Origin of the sequence: Rahnella sp. BCC 1045, assembly GCF_019049615.1 — a bacterium.
In the GTDB taxonomy this organism is placed as follows: domain Bacteria; phylum Pseudomonadota; class Gammaproteobacteria; order Enterobacterales; family Enterobacteriaceae; genus Rahnella; species Rahnella contaminans.
The window spans coordinates 1-23985 of record NZ_JAFMOZ010000116.1 but is presented as its reverse complement, the minus strand read 5'-3'; the positions used below and the strand labels follow the sequence as shown (position 1 = coordinate 23985).

The window sequence follows — 23985 nt, the reverse complement described above, 5'->3', positions numbered from 1 at the left end:
AATTCTCCCCACAGGGTGGACAGTTAAGGTTCATGCTCAGCAATAAGTCAGCTGAGTCCAGTTCCCATCACGTAAAGCCTCTTCAGCTTCACGACGGGTACGCCAGTACTCTGCCGATTCTCGCGAAAGAGGTTCCATGTTGTCAGATGTGCCGAGATAAAAACCAGCATTGCTGCGCATCACATCAACAGGTATTTTCTTTCCGCAGCACACTAAAGCCAGTACGCCGTATACCATGTTGAGCTCCTTACGACATACCGTAAATGGCACCGCGACAGACTCCGTACCCGAAACCGAGAAACGGAATATCATCGTCAAAATCCATCGGCGGTTCATTGCCCATAGGCTGCTGAGCCGGCTGATGTGTCCCGCTGTGTGCAGGAGCTGCAGCCTGTTGTCTTCCTGCTGGCTGTCCGCTTCCATTGGTATTTGTGCGGTTACTGCTGCCCAGCATCTGCATGGTGCCCTGCTGTTTGACCGCAATTTCAGTCGTCCAGCGTTCAACACCGGCGTTGTCAGTCCACTTACGGGTCTGCAACTGGCCCTCAATGTAAACCTGAGAACCTTTGTGCAGATATTCACCGGCGACTTCAGCGAGCTTGCCAAACAACACAACACGGTGCCATTCAGTGCGTTCTTTTTCTTCGCCTGATTGTTTATCACGCCAGGATTCGGAAGTGGCCAGTGAAATAGTTGTCACTGCTGTACCGTTTGGAAGGTAACGAACTTCAGGCTCCTGCCCTAAAAAACCGACCAGGATAACTTTGTTTACGCCGCGACTGGACATAATGAATTCCTCTTAAAAATAAGTGAGAGGAACACACCCGCTGGTGTGTTCCAGCTGGGTGTGTATCCGTGTCGGATCAGAATGAGTTATCAGCGTAGCTTTTCGGCTGTTCTGCATGCTGACCCGGCGGGGTAGACGTCGGTTTTTCAGACTTGAAGACGATCTCGCCACCAATTTTTATCCACTCGACGGCAATCAGTCGGGCTTTCAAACTGGGACGACTTTCACCGGCGTGTTCGCCCTTAGCAAGGGTGAACACGTCAGCAGTCAGACCGCTCAGGACAAAACCAATCAGCACCTGTTTCTCTTCATCAACCGATTTCTGGCAGCGGTTGATGAGTGAAACACTTTCCTTGCCTGCAACAGTCACGTCAAAACGAGTGTAAGACGCATTGTCTGTCGGGCCGGTCAGGGCGTTAATGACGGCACAGGTGAATTCACCGGTGGTGCCAGCCACTTTGCGGATATTGTTGAGGTATCCGATCCCGGTGACGTTCAGATTGAAATATTCAGCCTTAGACTGAGAGGAAGAATGTGAAGCGTTGTTTGAAGCAGGGGTATTTGCAGTTGCAGTCATGATGTTCTCTCCGGAGTGAAAATAAACAGGTAGCGGAGAAACAATCATCCCGTGCGGGAGAATGTTTCCCGCAGGGAAGTCAGTAACATGGTCACTGACTGGCTGAATTTGTGAAGGTAGCCTTAACCCGAAGGTCTCTGTTTTCAAAGGTTAAACAGATTTAGTACCGCTCGAAAGCGCCATCTCTCAGGTCATGATGGCATTGGCATGTGATCACCCGAAGGCGTTCCTCTCAAATCACCGGAACATTGACAGTTGTCAAAGACAACGGTGAGCCTGTTCAGTTTTAAACCACGGCGGAGAGAAGTCAATATGAAGGGGCTATAAAATTGAAACTGGGGAGACACAAATAAACAGCGGCACCCTAAGGTACCGCCATTGCGATCTGCACCATCGATCTGAGGTTAAGCTGTTTAAGCAGCTCCGGGGCATGTTCAGGACCCGGCACGGTTTTCACGGAGGTTATGTGCCTTACAGACTCTACTCTCAGGTGTGGGAGCGGCCTGTCAGACTGTTCTGCCAGAACACAATGCATGTAGCATTCTGGCAGACCGCAGTCACGGGGTGCGGCTTCAGAGCCACGAGAAACATAGCAAAAATCCCACCCTGCCCGCAATCGGTTAATTCTGCTTTGGTTTACGTGACTTAGGCTTAGACGGTTTTTTCTTCCCTTGATCAGCGGCATTGACCACGCCTTTGCAGGCCGGATATTTCTCACAGCTGTAGAAAGCCCCTTTATCACCGCGCCGCAGCCGGGTTTTACTGCCGCAAAGAGGGCATAGTGGCGTCGGGGGTACGCGGATAGCCACATTTTGAACCAACCCCTGAGCAACAAGCTGCCGTGTCCAGCCCGTTTGTCGTGCCATAAAATCCTCCAGCCGCATGCGCCCCGCGGCAACCTCATCGAGCGCCTGCTCCCATAACGCCGTCATGCCGGGCTCTTTCAACGGCGCGGGCAAGGCGTCAATTAAATCCATCGCCACCTCGGTCGCCCGCAGATAACGGCCCTTGATCACGATATATCCGCGTTTGAGCAAGGTATCGATGATACCCGCACGCGTCGCCTCTGTTCCCAAACCCGCATTCTCTTTTAGGACCTTTTTAAGCTGCAAATCCGTCACGTAAGACGCCGCATTCATCATCGCCGCTATCAGCGTATCAAAGGTGAAGTGCAGCGGTGCTTTCGTCATCAAATCTTTAACTTCTGCCGCCGTCACGGTGCAAATATCCCCTTTGTTCAGAGCAGGTAACACATCGGCCTGATCATCCGGACCGCTGTCTTTACGGTCAGCGTTTGAACTGAACAACACTTTCCATCCTGGTACCACGACCACCCGCCCCGTAGTGCGGAAAAGCTGTCCCCCGATGCTGAGATCGAGGTGCGTAACATCACTCTCATGCAGCGGAAGGAACTGAGCCAGATAGTGACGGCGAATGAGTTCATATACTCGCTTCTCTGTGTCGTTCATTTTACCCAGGTCGCAGGCATGCTTGGTCGGAATAATCCCGTGGTGGGCCGTCAGCTTTTTATCATTCCAGATACGCGACACAAAGCGGGGGTCTAAGGTCGCTATCACCGGCATCACGGACGGGTCGGTTTTAGCCAGTGCGGCAAGTACCTGGGGGATTTCCTCACGCATAGACTCTGGCAAAAAACCGCAGTCAGTACGGGGATAGGTCGTTGCTTTATGCGTCTCATAAAGACTTTGTGCCGTATCGAGCACTTGTTGTGGGGACATTTCCCACAATTTACCGCAGGCCTGCTGGAGAGCGCCTAACGAAAAGGCCAGCGGAGCCGCTTCTTTCTCGCGCTTTTTTTCCTGCTCCAGAACTTGTGCCTGTGCCGTCTGACGGCACAACTGAGCCACCTGCTGGGCAATGCCCTGATGGACACAACGTTTTTCCTCATCGGTGTACATTTTCGCCGGCACCCAGTGGGCAGTAAACGTCACGCCCCCGGCATGCAGGATCACCCTGACCTGCCAATAAGGCTTCGGAACAAATATCGCAATATCCCTGTCGCGGGTGACTACCAGTGCCAGCGTCGGGGTCTGCACCCGCCCGACCGACAACACGCCATCAAACCCTTTTTCACGAGCCTTCAACGTATAAAGACGGGTGAGATTCATGCCCGTCAGCCAGTCGGCCCGGGCCCGCCCTAATCCCGCGTAGTACAGAGCCAACGTCTCACTGCCGGGTTTGATGCGGTTGAGTCCCTCGCGAATACTTTGTTCATCCAGTGCGGATAACCACAACCGGTTTACCGGCCCCTGCCACTGGCAAAAATCCAGCAACTCCCGGGCAATGACTTCTCCCTCCCGGTCAGCGTCGGTGGCGATAACCACTTCGTCAACCTGCTTCAGTAGTTTTGCAATAGTTTTAAACTGTTCTTCCGTATCCTTTTTCACTGTCATTTGCCACTGCGTGGGCAGTACCGGCAAAGCAGTAATATTCCAAGGCTTCGCAAATTGCGGCCCGTACGCCTCCGGAGAGGCGTTTTCGAGTAAATGGCCTATAGCCCAGGTGACGGTCACGCCCGGTCCCTGAAGAAAACCGGCACCGCGTTTCGTGGCACCAAGAATGGCCGCGATATCCCTTCCCTGAGAGGGCTTTTCACATAGGATTAGGCGCATCCTCCCTCCTCTATTTGGTTGCCGCGTTGTGATTAGCCCGGTGCCGCATGCGCAAGAGGTTAACACTGGCCTCATTGACCGGCGGAGAGAACGCAGACCGGCGGTTACCCAGCAGCACGTCAACGTCTGGTTCACCGAGGTCTAAAACAGCCTGTTGCCACACTGCATTATTTTCAACAGCATCCAGCCGCGACACCGCCAGTGAGCGATAAGAAATAACACTGCCATAAATCTGCCGGATCAGCCGCCCCCCCTCACTCAGAAGCTGGTCACGTTTAGTCCGCGAAATCAGCGCGTAATGAGATGCTTGAAGAACCTTTTTTGAAAATTGGTCAAAACCAATTAACAAATACACACAGCGGTAACCCAGCGGGGTGTTGCTGAACACTTTGATATCCAGAGGCGCAGAAACGCCTGGCTCCGTGAAGGTGACACCCGTCGGGATCAGTTCCATATCGCTATCAAGGCTGTTTATCAGCGCAGACATGGTGCGACTGGCCCCACTGATTTTTTCTTCCAGCGCGAGCATCGCAGCATCTGCCCAGGGATTATTTTTCAACGAATCCTGGTTGATTCTGGAAGCCAGGCTAAGAAATCGCGGCATTCCCATGATGGCCGGCTTTCCTTTAGCACCCTCTTCCCCTTTTTCCGCCCTCCGGCCTTGCCACAGCCCAATGGCGTAGTGGCTGTGGAGTTCAATTTTCAACTCAGAGTGCAATGCACCCGTTCTTTTTTCAGTGTTGTCTGCCATCGTTGTCACCGCTTTATCAGTTAAGAAGGGTCTGATAGTCCTGAAAAGACAGCGTTCCCAACAACGAAAAACTCTTCATCCATTTTCGGAATATAAGCCTCAAATATTTAAATAACCGCTGCGAAAGACGATGCTGTTTAATTTTCAACCTTTGCTGCGGGGCGCAGCACTGTATACTTTTCAACCTTTGTTGCGGGGCGCAACACTGTTCACTTTTCAACCTTTGCTGCGGAGCGCAACACTGTACACTTTTCAACCTTTGTTGCGGGGCGCAACATTGTACACTTTTCAACCTTTGTTGCGGGGCGCAACACTGTACACTTTTCAATCTTTGTTGCGGGGCGCAACACTGTACACTTTTCAATCTTTGTTGCGGGGCGCAACATTGTACACTTTTCAACCTTTGTTGCGGGGCGCAACACTGTACACTTTTCAATCTTTGTTGCGGGGCGCAACATTGTACACTTTTCAACCTTTGTTGCGGGGCGCAACACTGTACACTTTTCAACCTTTGCTGCGGGGCGCAGCAAGATTACTTTTTAGCGGCAGATGTGCGGCACAACATCGCATTCCGAATATCAGCGATAACGCTTGACACACGTTCAGGCGAGGCCCGCTCCACAGGTCGTTGAACGGTGGGCATCGGCGTCAGTGCGGCGTTTACAGACCTGACAGTGTGTGACGCAGTGGCAGTGTCTGGCTTCACCAGTTGACCTTCGCGGGCCCGCTTGAGCATGGCCAGCATCCAGCCCATCGGGTTGGTTAGCTGCCCCTTACGCAGCTGGTTTTTCAGCAAATCAAGCAACACCGAGGACTGCGTTTCAGGCAGGGCCGCCAGCTGATTCGTCAGCATCACAGCATCATCCGAAGAGATTTTGCTCGTCAGCGATTCTGGCAGTTCAGGCATTGGCAGGCCATTACCACCGTTCCCGTCAGATACGTACGTTTTTTTATTCACACCTTGTGTGAAAATACGTACGTTACAGTTCGATTTCCGAACTTCGGCATAAGTCGCTGATTTTAGACTGAGTTCGGATTTCGAACCCTGTTCAAACTCCCCTCCTGTATCACTGAGTTCGGTATCCGAACTGGGTAATTTCTGATGATTTCCTGTGCTTTTTATACTGAGTTCGGGAACCGAACCCGGCTGATAAGCGCGACGCAGCGCGGCCATCTGCTGCGGTGTAGATGCCGCACCGAGGCGGCTTTCAATCATTGCAAGACGGGAATGGCGATGACGCATCGTGGGGTCATTGCGAATTTCAGCCAGGACAGCCAGGGCCGTCATACGGACCGCTTTGTTCTTGTGCTCGCAGCCAGATGCCACAACATCCAGCCAACCCGGATCAAAGATTTCAGCATCGCGGCAGCTGAGCGGTTCATCATGCTGGGCATAAATGTTTCCCCTCACCCGCCCGCGCACATCGCGGACACGTTTACACAGGCTCAGCCAGCCGGTTATTCGCAGCATGAGAAGCACCCTGCTGATGGTTTCGCGGGACGCTTTCTCTGCATGGGGAGACGCAAGCTGCAACTGCAACTCGTCATAAGTGGGGAAGACGGCACCTTCATTTTTCTGTGCATATAAGCGGATCATTACCCACGCCGTTTTATCGAGCGGGGAAAGGCGTGTATCCATGAACAGCTGGCGTGGAAAGGCATCATGCACATTGCCCAGAAAAAGCAGCCCGCTGCGCTCGCTGGTGACGTCATTCTCCGACGTTCGGCTGGCAAGGCTGTTCTGCATTCTTGACAGCGTAAACTCCACAATGCTGTCTGGCGGTAATCCCATCTCGCGTCCTCTTTATACATAACAGTGACAGCACAGCGGGGCCATTGAGGCCCCGTTCCGTGTTGTGCCGGTCATCGTGCAACAGGCTTTATCCTGCGGTGTTATTTCCTGATTTCACGGTTGTAGGTCTCGTGATTCATCAGGAACCAGCGGTGCCCACCGTCTTTGCTGAGCACCCGCCAGAAAGGACCAATATCAATTTTGAGATAGCCGTTAACATCCAGCCGTTTACAGACCCGATGTCCATTTTTAAGCGAATCAACCCTATGCTGAGCTTTGCGCCGCACCGCCGGCGAGGCCTGCTGACGTGGGCAAAAATCCAGGAGTTCTGTCATACGGCCTCCCTTTTATTGCCCTTGCGGTCAAGTTCGCGGCACCATGTAGTGACCCGTGTCCAGACGGCGGTTAACGAGACATCATGTAATTCTGCGGCCAGCATCATCACATCCAGCGCGTCATGAGAATCCGGCGACGTGAGGCCTGATGCATTCCATTTTGTCCAGATACCCGCATCAGCCTCTTCATCCGGAGCCTGCGTGCGCCCCCGCGCCGTATCGATTCCTTTAAGGCGGCGACGGGCGCTGACCTCGGCAGCACTCAGACCAAAATAGGTTTGCATCAGCTCAATTGAGCCCCCGAGGGCTAATGCCCGGTCAATACGCTGCATCCGCTTCTGCTCAGTCCGTGACTGCTGGACGATGATCCAGAAATTGTCATGATTGATACTCACATCAAGTACCGAAACGCTGCTTTGCATCAGGTAATGCAAGTCATCAACGGTCAGTTGGCTAAGCTGACGCACTTCATCAATGGTCATCCCTAAAGACTCGCACCGGCGGATGTTGCCGGATTTCAACTCCATCAGGAGTTGCGTCAATATGGCATTCGTTGCCTGAGATAAGTTCTGATTCACAGTAACCCCCCGTTAATTCCCAAATCCGAAAGTAACCAAACGTCCGTCGCCCAGCTGGCAGTACATGCGATAAAAATCAGCAAATTACTCATCTTCGCTTCCTCCGGTTATGGATAACTGCAGGGTGGGCACCTGTGATGCCTGGCCATTGATCCCCTGATTCAGCTCAGCACGCTGCCCGGCCAGCCAGCCGGATACGCGCGCATCTTTATCCCCGCGACAACGCCGGGCTTCCCTGGCGTTAATCTCAGACAGAGACTGATCATCACACCTTTGAGTTAGCCAGCGTCGCAGGACATTTGACTCTTTCTCAGTCGGTGCAAAAGACTCCAGCACGTTCCAGACACCCACCACCCAGCCCTCCCGGAACTGGTCTGCACGGTTGCGTTTTGTTTGAATTTTTAAGCGCTTAAGACGGTAGGCTGAATGCATGTGAAAGTCGGTGGCCTCCCGGAGCTGGCGGGAGAGGACGGTGAAGACGTACAACGCGACCTCAGGACGTTCATTCAGCCCGTAAAAATGCAGGGAGCGGCGGCGACGTGGCTGCCCCGTTCGGCTGACGGTGTTATACCAGCCAAACCAGCAACGGCTTCCCGTGGCCATACAAACCACGGCAGCCATCGCATGCAACCACCCCGGAATGCTGATTGCATCGCTATAGAGCTGATAGCTCACCTGCTCATGAACGGCAGAAATCGCGACATCATCGGGCGAAAGGTTGTGTCGCTGCATCAAAGTCTGCGCAAGGCGCACCGCCCGGGCTGCCTCATACGCATTATTATTGCGGGTACCCAGAGCCATCAGCTTACGGATACGGCGCAGCAATTTTTCATGATCACCGGTGGTCATAGCGCCTCCCCGAGCCAATATGCTGATGATGTTCCCTGACCTCCTGGCAACCGATGCAAAACCGGACGCCGCGAACAGCCAGACGACGCGCTTCGGGGATAGCTGCGCCGCAATCCTCACAGAATCGGTGCGAGGGTTTATCTGAACGGACTTCATCAAGGATCAGACTCAGGCTTGCCCTAAGCTGCTGTTCCGTCACGGCCTGTGCCATTTCATCATTGAGATCAAAGTTCATCAGAACCCCCTTTTGCGGCATCACGCTGCAGCTCACGCAAACGGCGTAACACGCGGATAAGGCGCATCACTTTAACGACGTGCTCATCGGCAAAAACGGGCTGGTCACTGATAACGTGTGATCCGAAGAAATTCAGGCAGAACATAAACATGTTGAAAGGCTGTTTTGGCAGGTTTCCTGTCATCCCTGCCAGGAACAATACAAACTCATTGCTGCTTTGGGCTGAGGCGTTATAACCAGCAGCCTGAGGAGCTTTATCTTCATGAATGCTGTCTTCACATCCCATGGCTTCAGCGAGCTCAAAGGCCAGCCGGTAGGCCATATCTTGCAGGTGCTCGATATCATCCTGTAAAGCCGGGATATGCCAGATATCCGTCACGGGCTCGAGTCCAGTTGCCGCAAAAGCGACGGAGGACACGTAAGACGATGGCTGCCTGCCGGACTCATCAAGCGGATCCGACAAAGCAGAAAACAGATTGATATCGTTCAATGCTGACTGAACACCCGACTCACCACTGAATACCGCAGGCCCGCCGTAGAGGTCAGGCTGCGTCTCCGTCCGGTTAGCAGGGCGAACCTGACTGCCATCCGTCAGAGACTGCAATGCAGCCGGTAATGTCGGAACATCTACCTCAGCGTTGTTATCCGGAACCGGCTCCGGCCGGTTACCTGCGCCGGTCAGGGTGCCAGACCGCAGCCCGGTGATATGGACTTTATCATCAGGCTGTGGAGGAAGGCGGGTCTCCTCTGTTCCTGGCGATAATGAAGAGAGCGTGGCCTTAACCGGAGTAACGACTGGCGGTGCGGGCGGCTCACCAAACATCTCGCGACGCTGCTGCTCTTTCGGATCAAGTTCAATCAACCAGCGGTCATAATTCAGGGAAGGATGCGGTAAGGCCTTGAGAAGCTGACCAATCAGCTCATCGCGAAACATCTCAAAGGAGTACGAGTCGGGGTTATTAAAAGCTGAGCAGGTAGCACCGAATACTCCCCCAAAATCAGGACTTTCATCTCTGACTATTTCGTACTGGCTCCAGGTTTTTTCTGCTGCTGAACGGAGTGTGAGAATAGAAACCACTTGCCCACGACTTAAGCCAGAATCGAGTAAATCAGGCATGTTTGGGTAGAGATATTTCAGTGTATCTTCCATGCGGCTTATAGAAGAGTAGTGGATCGGGTAACCCTCCTGATTCAGCAAATCGGATAGTTCACGCAATGCGACGCTTTTTCCTAGCTGCTCCTCCTGAATAGTGCGCGCGTTACGGATCCCCAGGGCTTTATCGATATAGGTTAGATCACCGCGAACTTCATTTTCAGCCAGATGCCCTATCAAACATTTCAGGCGACCCGGCCACGGCTTAACGATGGTCTGGATCCGGTAAAAACGGTCTTCGCCGGTCTCCTGCCATAACTCACTCAAGATCTGATAGCGAGTATTCCCACCGTCGCTGAAGATATAAACATCTTCACCTTCAGGGTCGCGGGTCACTTTCGGGATAGAATCCAGCCCACGCGCCCTGATTGAGGCTTTAATATCATCGTAACGGGGGTTACGGGATTTTCGCGGGTTGTCGGGGTTTGGCTTTACCTGATCCAACGTGAGCATCATTGCCATTTCACTGACTGGTGGTACCAGTGGTGAAACATTATTTCCGGCACCCACTGGTGAAGGTGATTTGCCACGCTGAAGCATGGCATCGGAGAGATTCACTTTGTTGTATTTGCTCATCAGAATTTCCCTCCCAGAACAACGGGTGTCTGAAGAGATCCAAAGCGGGTAAAGCGGCTGTCAAATTGCAGCCTGACCGTACCAATCGGCCCCTGTCGCTGCTTGCCAATGATAATTTCTGCCTGGCCTTTATCATCAGAATCAGCGTTATAGACCTCATCACGGTAAATAAACATGATGACGTCGGCATCCTGCTCCAGCGCACCGGAGTCACGGAGATCACCGTTGTTTGGCCGTTTGTCTGCACGGGATTCCAACGAACGGTTAAGCTGAGAGAGCGCCAACACTGGGCATTTCATTTCTTTCGCCAACGCCTTAAGAGAACGCGAGATTTCAGCGATTTCCTGCGTCCTGTTCTCCTGGTCAGGACAGCGCATCAACTGTAAGTAATCAATCATGATGAGAGAGGGCTTACCGTACTTACGCGCATTGCGGCGAACCCGGATGCGCAGCATCGCCGGCGTCATGTAGCTGGTGTCATCGATAATCAGCCGCTCACGCCATTCCGTCATAATGAGACCGGCAGCGCTACTGATACGCGCCCAGTCTTCTTCATCGAGCTGCCCGCTTTTAAGCCGCTGAAGCTCCACATGACCTAAAGAGGACAACATGCGCATGAGGAGCTGTTCAGCCGGCTGTTCAAGGCTGTAGACCTGAACGACGCTGTCTTTCTTCTGTTGAAGGGAGCCGGTGACCATACCCATCGCCAGCGCCGTTTTCCCCATCGAGGGACGGGCAGCCAGTAGCACCAGATCACTGTTCTGCAGCCCGCAGGTGCGGGTATCAAGGTCATCAAAGCCCGTCGGCGTTCCGGTGATCCCGTCAGGAGACTGATTACGAATTTCGAGCTCATTGAGAAGACGCTCCATTCCATCTATCACGGAGGTGCCTTTTTCCGGCTCGGCTTTTTCAGCAATATCGATGATGCGTTTTTCTGCCTGCTCCAGGAGCGCTGAAATATCTGCACGCGGGGCTGAAACCTCACGGGTAAGGTCACTGCCAAGGGCTGCAAGCTGCCGAGCACGGCTGTACCTCGCCACGATTTCGCTGTACGCAACAATATTGGCCGCACTGGGCGTGTTTTTGCTGAGCGTTGCGGCATACCCAAACCCCCCCACCGACTCCAGCAGTTTTTGCTGGTCAAGGGCATCAGTCAGCGTAATGAGATCAATCGGCTTGGCGGCGTCAATCAGACGCTTCATTTCACGGAAATAGGTCTGATGGCTTCTGCTAAAAAAGTCCTCGGCGCATAGAATCAGGGCAACATCATCCCAGCGGTCGTTATCGAGCATTAAACCGCCCAATACGCTCTGTTCCGCTTCCACTGATACAAGCCCTTGTAACATATCCATTTTTGAATCAACCATGAAACACCTCCGGCTCCGGCATGACAGAGCCAGAAAATGTTAATAACGCATTTATTTTCAGAGAACTGACACTGGCGTAAACATTCGTAAAGGGTGCCAGACGGACAGTTGCCGGGAGTAAACTCCCTTTAACTGACTGCACAATTTCAGACCGACGAGTTTCGCGGCTCCGGTCTGAAGGTGCGGACAGCGTTTTCATACCCATAAAAAAATATTCACGAGGAAAAAAATGGATACAAAACAACAACTGCCGTCCGGCATTGATGATTTTCACTTCTTCGACAATGAGCGAACAAAGGAGACCTTCTTTCACGTATGGTCGAATTACTTCTGGCACGTTGCGCGGGAGACCTCGGAAGACTCGTCCACCCGTCAAAACATGTTTCGCCTGCAGTGGCTGGGTGACTGGCTGACCGCCACTCACGGCTGGAAAGCATTGAACCCGGGCATCACGCCATTCAAGGCAATCTAGACCTATCTCATCTTTCGCTATAACCAGCCTGCTGCTCAGGTTGCCAATATGACACCGGAAGAAATGAACCTGACGCTGACTGAAGAGTGGGAAGCTTTTAAGGCAAGTAAAGGTGCTAAAGACTTTCTCTTTAAAATCGAAAAGCACCTGGATTATCTTGACGATCCTTTCCGCGGGCGACATTGATAATCTCGGTACCGGCAGCGGGTGCTGCCGGTTAGCCACAGGGACAGAAATAATATTGGCCGCTATCATTTCGCGCCCCCTTCCAGACCGAGGACAGCAAACTTTTGCGACCATTCAGGGAAGAGCTCACAGGCCAGCTGTTGCATCGTGGAAAATGCTGAATCACTGACACGCCCGGTTTTCTTTTCCAGCCGGTGAGCCGGTTGCCCCGCAGCATGCCCTTCAACATAAATTTCAAGGTCATAGATAAAGGTGCTGAGCAATGACACGTTGATTTGCTCGCTGTGCGCGCTGTATCTGCCATCGTTGATGATTTCTTCGAGTTGCTGATAGGTTTCACGGGCCAGACGCGTGTACTTCATGCAGTTAATCAGAATACGGATTTCGGGGAGTTTCAGGCCAAGAGCTGAAAATGGAAGGAGGTTCTCCATCATATTGATGGTTCCGCGAATAAACTCCCTGACATCTGGGAGAACAGGTTTGACCACGCCGACTGCACTCCGGGTGGCAGCCAGTACAATCAGTTCCAGCATGATGGAGCGGGCGCCCTGAGAATCAACGATAATGACGTCATAAGACTGGAAAAGTGGGTGTTGCAGAACATTGCGTAAGCGCAACCGACCATCCGGAGCGTGAAGCATGGCAGTAGGTAACTGGGCGTGCGGGTCGTTTGAAATAATTATATCGAGCCCGTGAATAACGCTGTTAGATATGAGGCTGGAAGGTTGGCTTAGATCTGCAGTCTGCATGAGTAATTCATACAACCCGCTAGGCGCTTCGTAAGAAAGAGCAAAAATGCTACTTGCGGTGGGTTGGGCATAGTCGCCATCGATGAGGAGGACTTTTAGACCTGCATCGGCAAGAAAGCCGGCAAGGTTGGCTGCCTGAGTGGATTTACCTTCCCCACCCTTTGTAGAAATAACTGGAATTACATGCATTTAGGCACCTGATAATTATCTCAGGATGCGAATTTACATTTTAACAACAGGACGACGAGAAAACTAACCCTCCGGCACAGGGATTGAAAATCCCTGTGTCCTTGGTTCGATTCCGAGTCCGGGCACCATCTTTAAAGAAACCAGCTTAACGGCTGGTTTTTTGCTTTCTGAGCTACGGACTCTCCATCGAACTCCGTTCGATTATTCGTCTCATACTGAGACTCACCCCATCGGGGCCAGCGCAAGCGCTGTTCAAAGCTGCTTCGCAGCATTGTCCGAGTCCGGGCACCATCTTTAAAGAAACCAGCTTAACGGCTGGTTTTTGCTTTCTGAGCTACGGACTCTCCATCGAACTCCGTTCGATTATTCGTCTCATACTGAGACTCACCCCTTCGGGGCCAGCGCAAGCGCTGTTCAAAGCTGCTTCGCAGCTTTGTCCGAGTCCGGGCACCATCTTTAAAGAAACCAGCTTAACGGCTGGTTTTTTGCTTTCTGTCCTTTCTGTTTTTCTGTCCTTTCTGTCCTTACTTTTCTTTATAGTTACACGGGTCTTCCTTCAATTTCCGGTGATATCTCAATGAACGCGGTCTTTTATGTCCTGCTGATGTTCACGGTCGGCGTCAGTCTCATCTCTCCTTATCCTGTCCGGGTGGGCTTATTACTGATCAACCTGCTGACATTACTGATTTACGGTGCCGACAAGCTAGCCGCCCGCAAAGGCTGGCGAAGGATACCGGAAAACACATTACTGCTGTTCGGACTGCTCGGTGGTTGGGCTGGCGCACTGGCGGGTCAGCAACTTTTCCGGCATAAAACGCAGAAGCAACCTTTCAGAACGAGATTTATGCTCAGTATCGCTGCCAATATCGCTGCCGTTTTACTGGCACTCTGGTTGGGCTACGGACGGTAAAAAGCAGGCAAAAAAAAGCCGGAGAATGTCTGCGCATTCTCCGGCTTTTTTATACATCTCAGAAACAGCGGCTGGCGTTATCCGTACAATTTCAGCCGTGCAGCTTTCTTCGCACAAGCAAGGTCCGCCTGCACCATCTCAATCACCATATCCTGCAAAGATGTTTCCGGTGCCCAGCCGAGTTTACGGCGGGCTTTGGTCGGATTGACATTGACCTTACAGGCTTCGGCAGGCCGGATATAACGCGGGTCTACGGCGACAATCACGTCCCCGACTTTCAGGGCCGCCGCAACCGGGCTGATGATCGCGGTAATAATCCCCTTCTCTTCCACGCCCTTGCCTACAAAGCGCAGCTTAATCCCGAGCTCCAGCGCCGCAAACGTCACAAACTGGCGGACGGTATACTGCACACCGGTAGCCACCACAAAATCCTCGGGATTATCCTGTTGCAACATCAGCCACTGCATTTTGACGTAATCCCGGGCATGGCCCCAGTCACGCAGCGCATTCAGATTCCCCAGATGCAGACACTTCTCCAGCCCCTGCGTAATATTGGCCAGGCTGCGGGTAATTTTGCGCGTGACGAAGTTCTCGCTGCGGCGTGGTGACTCATGATTAAAAAGAATGCCGCTGCATGCATATAACCCGAACGTTTCGCGATAATTCACAATGGTCCAGAAATCAGAAATACCCGTGGCATACCAGGAGGGATAAATATTCAGGCTCACCATTTCATTAATCGCGATGCCATTCACCAGACCGCATAACGCCGAAGGCGACGCATGATAATAACGCGTTTTCGTTTCCAGCCCGAGAATACGGATAGCCTCCAGTACCTTCAGCGCACTGAATTCCCCCGTGGAAAACAGATCATCTGCGGAGTCAGAATTTTCAGACAACTGACCTGCTACTCCCAGATTATAAACTTCGTCCGGTCGGATAATAGCGAGCAAATCGCGAGCCGTTCCCGTGCTGATATCAGCATAAGTATAAATATGAAGATCAGAGGATTTATCGTGGAAATTACTGCCCGCATTACCGGTATTATGCGGAACGACATTCCCGCCAATCCCGTGAACAGTATAACCTTTCTTTAATAAAAGCTCGGCAAGATAAGAACCATCCTGCCCGGTTATATGGGTAATCAGTGCGACTTTAGACATATAAGATCCTTTGATTACAATTTAATAAACACATCATGAATGATGCCCGATTATAATCGTAAGGTTATTCACCGGAAGGCAGAGAGTGAACCAGAATTAAGATGCAGAAACGATTTAACAAATGGCATAAGTGAACCGTAAAGAATTAATATATGACTTTCTTACTTTCATTAAACGCTTGCCACTTTGTTTTAATATAGTCATCCAGTTCACTGTGAAAACGTTCTTCAGAGAACCGCAATGCATTGTTGCGGCAATTCACCGGCAGGAAAGATCCCTGAAGGGTCTCGAAGTGCAAAACAGCGCGCAGGAGTGAATCTGCCGTCTGCTCTGCAAAGAAAATACCGGTCGGATTTACTTCACCGTAAGGCCGGATGGACTCCAGTACGCCGCCTTTGCCAAAAGCAATGACCGGTGTTCCGCAGGCCTGCGCTTCAACCGGCGTGATACCAAAATCTTCTTCGGCAGCAAAGACGAACGCCTTCGCACGACGCATATGATCCTGCATGACCTCGTCCGGTTGATACCCTAAAATCTCAATATTCTTGCCCGCTTTCGCTTTTATTTTGGTCATCTCAGACCCGTCACCAATGACTACCAGCTTTTTGTCCGGCATCTGGCTGAACGCTTCCACAATAATATCGATGCGCTTGTAGGGCACCATACGGGACGCGGTAAAATAGAAGTCGTCTTTATTTTCCTGCAACGTAAAACGGTCCACGCTCACCGGCGGATAAATAACATCTGCATCACGCCCGTAGACTTTTTTAATTCTCCGCGCGATGAAATGTGAATTAGCAATGAAATGGTCTACGCCGTTGGCGGTACGGCAATCCCAGATGCGTATTTTGTGCAAGAACCATCGTGCTAATTTACCCTTAAGGCCTTTATCTAAACCAGCTTCCCTGAGGTACTGATGCTGAAAATCCCAGGCATAACGTATCGGAGAATGGACATAACTGATATGCAGCTGGTCGGGCCCGGTGAGCACCCCTTTTGCTACGGCATGGCTGCTGGAAAGAATAATATTGTGCTTTGTGACATCCAGCTGTTCGATGGCTAACGGCATCAGCGGCAAATATTGCTGATACTTTGTTTTTGCATACGGAAGCCGTTGAATAAATGATGTCTTAACATCTTTACCGTAAAATTGTTTTCTGGATTCATCAGAGAGAAAATCAACAACCGAATAAAGCTCGGATTCAGGATAAAGTTTTATAAATTCTGCAATAACTTTTTCTGCCCCGGCAAAAGTCACCAACCAGTCAGCGACAATCCCAACACTCACTTCATGTGACATCATTAAAACCTCATCAATTATTATTTTGGTATGATGATAAAAAATACAAATAAGAGTAAACGCGAAACATTTCGGAAATTAAAAGTGAGTAATACGAATTAGATAGTGAGCTGTATTACTCACCAGAAAATATTTTACAGATAATTACATACTGCGGAGAATAGAAAGGATCCTTCTCGTCTGTTCCTGCATCAGTTTTGAATTAGCCCTGGATTCCACATTCAGACGCACAACCGGTTCCGTATTTGAGCTGCGGAGATTAAACCGCCATTCATCAAACTCAAGGCTGATACCGTCCGTATGATCGACATTAATGGCTTCACCTTCATAAACCGCCAGCACGCGCGCAATAGATTCTTTCGGCTGATGCAGGAAACTGTTTATTTCACCTGAAGCCGGATAGGCAATAATGCGGTCATTAATCAGTTGGCGCAGGGACTTGCCTTTTACATGCAATAGTTCCGCCACCAGCAGCCACGGAATCATCCCGCTGTCGCAATAATAAAAATCGCGGAAGTAATGATGGGCGCTCATCTCACCACCGTAAACTGCATCTTCCTGGCGCATACGTTCTTTAATAAAAGCATGGCCGGTTTTCGACATAACAGGCACGCCGCCCGCACCGGTGACAATATCAATGGTATTCCAGCTTAAACGCGGGTCGTGGATGATTCTTGAGTTGGGATATTTTTCGAGAAAAGCGTCAGCTAATAACCCGACAATATAATAACCTTCGATGAAATTCCCCAGATCATCAAACAGGAAACACCGGTCAAAATCACCATCAAACGCAATCCCCATATCGGCGTTGTGTTTGATAATCGCATCGGTGGTGTCCTGACGACATTCTGGTAATAGCGGATTCGGGATCCCGTTAGGGAACGTACCGTCTGGCTGGTGATGTACTTTGATAAATTCAACCGGCGCACCGGCCTGTTTGAAGCGCGCTTCGATTGCATCAATAACATGGCCCGCAGCGCCATTACCCGAGTTGATGACCAGTTTCAGCGGACGGATAAAATTCTTTAAATCGACATAACTGAGTAATTTATCGATATACGCATCGAGTACCGACGCTTTTTCGTAGGTTCCACGCTGAGCAGGATCGGCAGGTGAAAAATTGTTCTCTTCTGCCAGACGTTGTATTTCCCCAAGCCCGGTATCACCGCTTATAGGTTTAGATTCTTCACGAACTAATTTCATGCCGTTATAGTTCATCGGATTATGGCTGGCCGTCACTTCTATTCCGCCATCCAGTGCCAGATAAGACGTCGCAAAATAGATTTCTTCTGTACCCGTCACGCCGATATCAACAACGTCCGTTCCCGCATCCTGCAAACCTCTCGCCAGCGCAAGTTTTAATGCTTCGCTGGTTAAGCGGACATCGCCTCCCAATACCATTTTATTAGGTTTTAAATATTCCCCGTAAGCACGTCCTATGCGATAGGCAATATCTTCATTTAATTCGACGCCTAATTCACCGCGAATATCGTAAGCTTTAAAGCAAGTTAATGTACCTGACATATTTCATCCCCAAATTAACAGCGACCATAGTGATCTTTTATACGGATAATATCGTCATCTTCCAGATAGGATCCCGACTGAATTTCCAGAAGTTCCAGAGGAATTTTTCCCGGGTTCTCTAACATATGCTGAGCCCCAATAGGGATAAACGTTGATTCATTTTCACTGAGCAGATAATTTTTATCTTCGAGAATAACTCTGGCTGTGCCCGACAGAATGACCCAGTGCTCCGCGCGGTGATGGTGCATTTGTAATGAGAACTGTCCGCCCGGTTTAACGGTGATGCGGTTCACATGATAACGGGGTGCAGTCACAACATTATCGTTACGGCCCCACGGGCGATAGGATTCGCGGTGCAAACGATATTCCCGTCGTTTATTATCTTTTAAATATTCGACGACTTTTTTAACGTCCTGCACCTGGTTTTTATCAATCACTAAAACGGCATCTTTTGTATTTACGATGACCAGATTATCCACACCAATGGCGGCTACCAATTTCTCATCGGTGTTGATATAACAATTGTTCGCATTATGGGTAAATACATCGCCACTGATGGCATTCCCTTCAGCGTTTTTATCATTCACTTCCCAAAGCGCCGACCAGGAACCCACATCATTCCAGCCCGCATCTAATGGAACAACAATCGCATCCGTGGTTTTTTCCATTACGGCATAATCAACCGATTCATCCGGACAGGAAATAAATGCCGCTTTATCTACACGGATAAAATCTTGCTGCTCATCAGTATGCGAAGTCTCAATCGCTTTCTGACAGGCTTCGAGTATGTCCGGCCTGAATTTCGCCATCTCTTCAAGAAAACGTCTGGCGCGGAACAAAAACATACCGCTGTTCCAGTAATACTCGCCGCTTTCCAGATATTGCAATGCGGTCTCAAGATTCGGTTTCTCGACAAAACGCTGCACCCGAAAAACAGGATCGGCATCACTGCTGAATTCTGTTCCCCGCTGGATATAACCGTAACCGGTTTCAGGGCCTGTTGGCACGATACCGAACGTGACCAGTTTCCCCTGCTCAGCGAACGGAATAGCATTCTGCACGGCCTGATGGAAGGCATCCGGAGACTCGATAACATGGTCGGCAGCAAGCACCAACAGTAACGGATCAGAACCGTTGTCGATGGCACTGAGCGCAGCCAGCGTAATAGCAGGCGCCGTATTGCGCCCGACAGGCTCAAGAATAATATTGTCGGAGAGCTGGTCTATTTGTCGTAATTGTTCGGCAACAAGAAAACGATGCTCTTCATTACAAATTACCAGCGGTGCAGAAACGTCCAGCCCTTTTAAACGGGTGACCGTTTCCTGCAACAAGGAATTATCGCCATGCAGACGAAGAAATTGTTTTGGATAAAGCTCACGAGACATTGGCCACAAACGGCTACCGGTGCCGCCAGCCATGATTACTGGAAGGATCATAGTTTTCGTCTCAAAAATAAAAGAGTTAAATAAGATTAAACCACCGAATACAACCACTCAGTGTGCAGAGGAATAACTTACTAATAATTCAGAAGGGTACAAAGGAATATAAAAACACTATGCTTTTATTTTAAAAGCAGTCTTGAGCATAAAATAGAACAAATAGGGGAAAACTTTAATTAATGAGATGGCGGAGAGTTTTTTTAAACTGACAGATTTAGATAATTTCGCAACATACGAGAGATCAATAGAGCGCCTGATGCCAATAACATCCTTTAACGGCGCCCCATATCTGACGGCGTTTATAAACACCATTAAAATGACCAGATAACTATGTTTAGCCCATTTTTCTTTATCGGTTTCAGTGATAATAAGTGGCGATACAAGTGACTTCGTCCTGTTAAGGTATTCCAGTCGGTTTAATATTTTAAGGTAAGACTGTTTTGTTAATGACGACGCGTGCTGGATGTAATGATATTTACGCTCATTACCGAAAGCGATACTAGCTCCGTTAACAAACATTTTCATAATCACTTCATAGTCTTCAAAAACGGTCAATGTAGTATCAAACCGAATGCCATCAAACAAGTCGCGTTTAAAGATTTTGCTCCACAAATATCCCGTTACCTTACCCTCCAGCATGGAAAAAACAGCATTTTTACCCTGTAAGGTGGTATCCGTTGCAAAATCATTCGTTTTACCAACGGAGACTCCCGAGGGTTCCTCAGAAAAATACAGGCACTGCCCAATACTGGTATTATTTTTCGTCAGAACTCCGATCAGGTAACTGACAAAATCAGGTTCAAGATAATCATCTGAATCTAAGAAACAGATAAACTCTCCTGAAGCATTATCAACCAGGGTATTTCTCCCAAAAGAGACCCCTTGATTAATTTTATTATTGATGACTTTGTGCTGAATATGTTCATATTCTTCAAAAAAAGTGGTGACAATTTTTCGCGATGAGTCTTTCGAACAATCATCCACGATAACTATTTCCACGTTTGAATATGTCTGTTCTGCAACTGACTGAAGCGCTTTCCTGAGGAATTTTTCTGAGTTATAGACTGGTATTAAGATACTCACTAAGGATAATTTTTTTTCCATGAGATCATTTATCCTCTCTGAAGAATTTTTCTTGCAAGAGAAAAAATCATTGTTCTCTTACTCACTGAGGAGAAAGTAAAAATCAAAGCAAAATAGCACACTGCACCAATACCTATTTTTATCATTAATCCAAACCAGGACTCGCTCAGGACAGCGTATTGTTGTACCGCCACGAGTATCATGCACATCAGAACTGAACAAACAATGGGCGTAATCAACTCTTTTACGTATTGTTTGAAAGTTAAATTCAACAGAGTCAGGGCACACCATGCTGAAATAGGGTAAAGCAACACGGTTCGGATTGAGAAGACGAGAGCGGTAGCGATAAGTCCAAATCTTACAAAGAAATAAAAAGCCACCACATTGGTAATAGCGTAAACCAATGTCAGTCGTGCCTGCCATTCAGGCTTATCTCTGGCAAACATCACTGAATGGTTATAATATCCAATTGAAGTGACAAAACCTACAGCACTGACAATTTGCATAACAGGGACAGAATTCATCCACTTGTGCCCTAAAAGTAAAAAAGTAATATCATGGGACAATGTTGCAAGCCCCACAAAAGCAGGTGCAGTGACCAAAACCGTTAAATACGTCGCCTGCAAATACTTCTTACCAAACTCGTTGATATCATTTTTATAACGGCTGAATGCAGGCAGTGAAACACGCATTAAAGCCGATGCCAGAACCAGATTCAATGTATTAACGATACGCTTGCCGGCAGAGTAAATCCCCGCGGCTGCACTTCCCAGGAAATAAGTTATAAAGAAAACATCGCTATTCTGATTTGCAAAGTTAGTGACATTGCTCAACGCGACATGCTTTGAAAATCCCAATGATTCCTTCATTGATTCTCTTGAAATTTTCATTCTGGGCTTCCAGGGTGTCGCCACCCACAGAGCTACCAGTGAAATCAAAGACGTCACAACTTGCTGCACAACTAAACTGGCGACGGCGAAGCCATTGTAGGCCATTACTACCCCGACAATACCGCCGATAGAAATCGACGTCATAGAACGTATCGCTAACGGGCGAAACATCATATTATGCGACAGCCAGGCTTCATGAGTACGACTCAGACCACTCACCAGGATAATAACGCCAGTGCCGCGGATCACATTGGCTAACTGCGGCACGTTCATATACGCCTCAATAAAAGGAGCGGCGAAAAAAACAATCAGAAAAGCGGGAACAGAGAAAGAAAAACACAAAAAAAGGGCAGAGTTATAATCGACTTCAGAAGGTGATTTTTTCCTGATAATTGAAGTCGCAATACTATCAAAGAGAACGCTTTTGAAAAATTGAGTCACTAATAAAGAAACACTTAACATGCCATATATACTGGGCGTTAAAATCTTAGCAAGTATAATAAATATGACAAACGTAATGATCTGAGACGCAGTATTATCCAGAATAGACCAGATTGCACCAGAAAGAATGCTGGGCCTGCGGGCGTTTTCTTGAGATTTCAAGGTTACATCCTTTACATATCACTTGCATTTTGAAAGTATATCAATACCAGCCAGCAGACGTTCTACATTATTATTAAACTGATTATCCTCACTCAAAAAACCAGGATGTTTTCTGGCAGCTAAGAGGATATTGGCTGCATTATCGATAAAGCTATTATCAAGATTTAATTTAGTGGCTTTTTCAATGATTTGAATACCTTTATTAGGGATCCGGTATAAGGCAAGACGTGTCAGGTCATGATAGTGAGGCCACCATTTTTTATTCTTCAGCTCACGCTGTTTTTTAAAATAACTCACGGCATACTCAACGTCAGCATCAGGTAAATGGTATTTCTCGCCATAAACATATAAGCCCTTATCACGCATACACTCACGCAATGAACTGCTACCCAGAACAGTTGGCCTGTAAGGAAGGTTTATTGTCTGAGTCCAGTCTAGCCATTTGAATGTGTTGATCTGTGAAGAAGTAATCAAAGGAACCCAAGGTACACGCATTGCATCTGCAATAATCGCAGCATGCATGGCATCCGCAAGCACCAGTTTGGCATTTCGGATTTTTTGAATAACGGTCTTCGCATCCGACTGTGGATTCACAAACTCAACCCCGGCCTGCTGACAAACCTTTTCCCACTGCCCCGTGACGAGCGCATGGTGATGAGGAACAAAAATCACCCCCTTACGTTCAGCTTCTGTGAGGGGTTTAACCTCGGCGAGCGTGTTTAACAGCGCGGCGCCATCGGTAATAAACTTGTCTTTCGGCAATCCCAAAATTTCAGCACTGAGCGGCCCCCTGACACACAGCGTTTCCCAAGAGCTGTCACCAAAGTTAGCCGGTGGATAGCCATAACCCACCCCGCTGGAGAAGACATACCACTTTTTAGCAGGCGGCATAGCGGAAGTAATAATGGTGCCAATACCGGATACCCTGACGTTCTCATTGTCATCAAAAAAGCCAGGAAGTAGTGCATCCCAAATCCATGCGTTAAGGTCGTCCCCAAAATTCCCATGCGCAGATTTATAATAGTAAATTTTCAATTTATCACCGGTTAATATGTAAAGGCAGGCCGAGTAGAATATTTAACATCCTGGAATAGGATTTATCCTGATCAAATTCGTTATCAATTGTTTGTTTCGCATTACGACAAATATCCGGCAACACACCGGGATTATCGATTATTTCAGAGATGACACCTGCAATGCTGGCGGCATCATTTTCATTGACCAGAAAACCAGACACGCGATCTTCAATAAGCTCAGGGATGCCACTGTGAAACGTCGATATCACAGGTATACCGATTGCCATTGCTTCCATCAGTGCAACCGGGATCCCTTCCATATCACCATCTGACGCCGTGACGGAAGGTAGTAAAAACACATCCGAGTTATTTAAATATTCAGAGACAGTTTCTTGCGTCTGCGCACCTAAAAAGGCAATTTTGTCACCCAATCCAAGATTGGTGACCTGAGATTCAAGTTCTTTTCGCAGAGGCCCGTCCCCGATAATGGTGTAATCAAAGTCAACGTTTTGCTGTTTTAATAACAGGCAGGCATTTATAGCGACGGAGATGCCTTTTTTTTCTGTAAGTCTGGCGATAGAGAGAAGTTTTATTGGATAACTAATAGTAATTCGTTCTTTATAAATGAATTTACTAATATTCACGCCCATTCTTATCACGTGTGTTTTATTTTTTATTGCAGGTGTTAAGGCTATCTTACTCGCCCACAACTCACTCACCGGAAAAATATAATTTGCATCATTGAATAGCTGTTCATAATCGGAATGAAATAAATTCAAAATTCTTTTTTGAGAAATATCATTACCGTGAAAAACAGCAGCTATTTTC

The 23985-nt window shown here is 48.9% G+C and carries 24 protein-coding genes; 3 read left to right on the top strand and 21 right to left on the bottom strand.

Annotated features, from left to right (window positions below):
* Window positions 1-36 precede the first annotated feature (36 nt).
* The 12 genes from J1782_RS08180 to dnaB-PI form a co-directional block, all read right to left on the bottom strand.
* Window positions 37-237 (bottom strand): hypothetical protein, encoded by a 201-nt coding sequence (locus tag J1782_RS08180; protein ID WP_217152858.1) that lies wholly within the window; start codon window positions 235-237, stop codon window positions 37-39.
* 10 nt (window positions 238-247) lie between these two features.
* Complete coding sequence (locus tag J1782_RS08175; protein ID WP_217152857.1) at window positions 248-787, bottom strand: single-stranded DNA-binding protein; 540 nt, start codon at window positions 785-787, stop codon at window positions 248-250.
* 76 nt (window positions 788-863) lie between these two features.
* A complete protein-coding gene (locus tag J1782_RS08170) occupies window positions 864-1364 on the bottom strand; it encodes an STY4534 family ICE replication protein (RefSeq protein ID WP_217152856.1) in 501 nt (166 codons plus the stop codon).
* A gap of 620 nt (window positions 1365-1984) precedes the next feature.
* Window positions 1985-3997, bottom strand: a complete 2013-nt coding sequence (locus tag J1782_RS08165) for a DNA topoisomerase III (RefSeq protein ID WP_217152855.1) — start codon at window positions 3995-3997, stop codon at window positions 1985-1987.
* A 10-nt stretch (window positions 3998-4007) separates the two neighbouring features.
* Window positions 4008-4748: a PFL_4669 family integrating conjugative element protein gene (locus tag J1782_RS08160; RefSeq protein ID WP_217152854.1), complete on the bottom strand. Its 741-nt coding sequence runs from the start codon at window positions 4746-4748 to the stop codon at window positions 4008-4010.
* A 532-nt stretch (window positions 4749-5280) separates the two neighbouring features.
* Entirely contained in the window at window positions 5281-6540 is a 1260-nt protein-coding gene (locus tag J1782_RS08155) for an STY4528 family pathogenicity island replication protein (RefSeq protein ID WP_217152853.1), read from the bottom strand.
* A 101-nt stretch (window positions 6541-6641) separates the two neighbouring features.
* The gene (locus J1782_RS08150) at window positions 6642-6875 is read right to left on the bottom strand and encodes a hypothetical protein (protein WP_217152852.1); all 234 of its coding nucleotides are present in this window, start codon (window positions 6873-6875) and stop codon (window positions 6642-6644) included.
* The gene (locus J1782_RS08145; protein WP_217152851.1) at window positions 6872-7453 is read right to left on the bottom strand and encodes a DUF2857 domain-containing protein; all 582 of its coding nucleotides are present in this window, start codon (window positions 7451-7453) and stop codon (window positions 6872-6874) included. The genes J1782_RS08150 and J1782_RS08145 overlap by 4 nt, the downstream gene beginning before the upstream one ends.
* Before the next feature lie 84 nt (window positions 7454-7537).
* Entirely contained in the window at window positions 7538-8302 is a 765-nt protein-coding gene (locus J1782_RS08140) for a DUF2786 domain-containing protein (protein ID WP_217152850.1), read from the bottom strand.
* Window positions 8289-8537, bottom strand: a complete 249-nt coding sequence (locus tag J1782_RS08135; protein WP_217152849.1) for a TraR/DksA C4-type zinc finger protein — start codon at window positions 8535-8537, stop codon at window positions 8289-8291. The genes J1782_RS08140 and J1782_RS08135 overlap by 14 nt, the downstream gene beginning before the upstream one ends.
* Entirely contained in the window at window positions 8527-10266 is a 1740-nt protein-coding gene (locus tag J1782_RS08130; RefSeq protein ID WP_217152848.1) for a ParB family protein, read from the bottom strand. The genes J1782_RS08135 and J1782_RS08130 overlap by 11 nt, the downstream gene beginning before the upstream one ends.
* On the bottom strand, window positions 10266-11633 hold the full coding sequence (gene dnaB-PI, locus J1782_RS08125) for an SPI-7-type island replicative DNA helicase (protein WP_217152847.1): 1368 nt from the start codon (window positions 11631-11633) through the stop codon (window positions 10266-10268). Before dnaB-PI ends, J1782_RS08130 begins: the two co-directional genes overlap by 1 nt.
* A 229-nt stretch (window positions 11634-11862) precedes the next feature.
* Between dnaB-PI and J1782_RS26350 the strand changes: the two genes are divergently transcribed.
* A complete protein-coding gene (locus J1782_RS26350; protein ID WP_254302991.1) occupies window positions 11863-12105 on the top strand; it encodes a hypothetical protein in 243 nt (80 codons plus the stop codon).
* A 48-nt stretch (window positions 12106-12153) separates the two neighbouring features.
* Entirely contained in the window at window positions 12154-12291 is a 138-nt protein-coding gene (locus J1782_RS26345) for a hypothetical protein (RefSeq protein ID WP_254302990.1), read from the top strand.
* A gap of 65 nt (window positions 12292-12356) precedes the next feature.
* Here the strand turns inward: J1782_RS26345 and J1782_RS08115 are convergent, their stop codons facing one another.
* Entirely contained in the window at window positions 12357-13229 is an 873-nt protein-coding gene (locus J1782_RS08115; protein WP_217152846.1) for a ParA family protein, read from the bottom strand.
* Between the two features lie 571 nt (window positions 13230-13800).
* Here J1782_RS08115 and J1782_RS08110 point away from each other — a divergent pair.
* Window positions 13801-14139 carry a DUF1294 domain-containing protein gene (locus J1782_RS08110; protein ID WP_321186227.1) on the top strand — a complete coding sequence of 113 codons (339 nt, stop codon included), beginning with the start codon at window positions 13801-13803 and terminating at the stop codon, window positions 14137-14139.
* 77 nt (window positions 14140-14216) lie between these two features.
* Here the strand turns inward: J1782_RS08110 and J1782_RS08105 are convergent, their stop codons facing one another.
* The 8 genes from J1782_RS08105 to J1782_RS08070 form a co-directional block, all read right to left on the bottom strand.
* Window positions 14217-15302, bottom strand: coding sequence for a GDP-mannose 4,6-dehydratase (locus J1782_RS08105; RefSeq protein ID WP_217152845.1), 1086 nt, complete (start codon window positions 15300-15302; stop codon window positions 14217-14219).
* A 145-nt stretch (window positions 15303-15447) separates the two neighbouring features.
* On the bottom strand, window positions 15448-16602 hold the full coding sequence (locus tag J1782_RS08100; RefSeq protein ID WP_152328021.1) for a glycosyltransferase family 4 protein: 1155 nt from the start codon (window positions 16600-16602) through the stop codon (window positions 15448-15450).
* A 144-nt stretch (window positions 16603-16746) separates the two neighbouring features.
* Complete coding sequence (gene cpsG, locus J1782_RS08095; protein WP_152327725.1) at window positions 16747-18126, bottom strand: phosphomannomutase CpsG; 1380 nt, start codon at window positions 18124-18126, stop codon at window positions 16747-16749.
* A 14-nt stretch (window positions 18127-18140) separates the two neighbouring features.
* Complete coding sequence (locus J1782_RS08090; RefSeq protein WP_217152899.1) at window positions 18141-19562, bottom strand: mannose-1-phosphate guanylyltransferase/mannose-6-phosphate isomerase; 1422 nt, start codon at window positions 19560-19562, stop codon at window positions 18141-18143.
* 117 nt (window positions 19563-19679) lie between these two features.
* Window positions 19680-20669 carry a glycosyltransferase family 2 protein gene (locus J1782_RS08085; RefSeq protein ID WP_152327724.1) on the bottom strand — a complete coding sequence of 330 codons (990 nt, stop codon included), beginning with the start codon at window positions 20667-20669 and terminating at the stop codon, window positions 19680-19682.
* A gap of 8 nt (window positions 20670-20677) precedes the next feature.
* Window positions 20678-22141: a lipopolysaccharide biosynthesis protein gene (locus J1782_RS08080; RefSeq protein WP_152327723.1), complete on the bottom strand. Its 1464-nt coding sequence runs from the start codon at window positions 22139-22141 to the stop codon at window positions 20678-20680.
* 18 nt (window positions 22142-22159) lie between these two features.
* Complete coding sequence (locus J1782_RS08075; protein ID WP_165059130.1) at window positions 22160-23176, bottom strand: polysaccharide pyruvyl transferase family protein; 1017 nt, start codon at window positions 23174-23176, stop codon at window positions 22160-22162.
* A 4-nt stretch (window positions 23177-23180) separates the two neighbouring features.
* Window positions 23181-23985: glycosyltransferase (locus tag J1782_RS08070; protein WP_217152844.1), on the bottom strand; the 805-nt coding region annotated here is incomplete at its 5' end.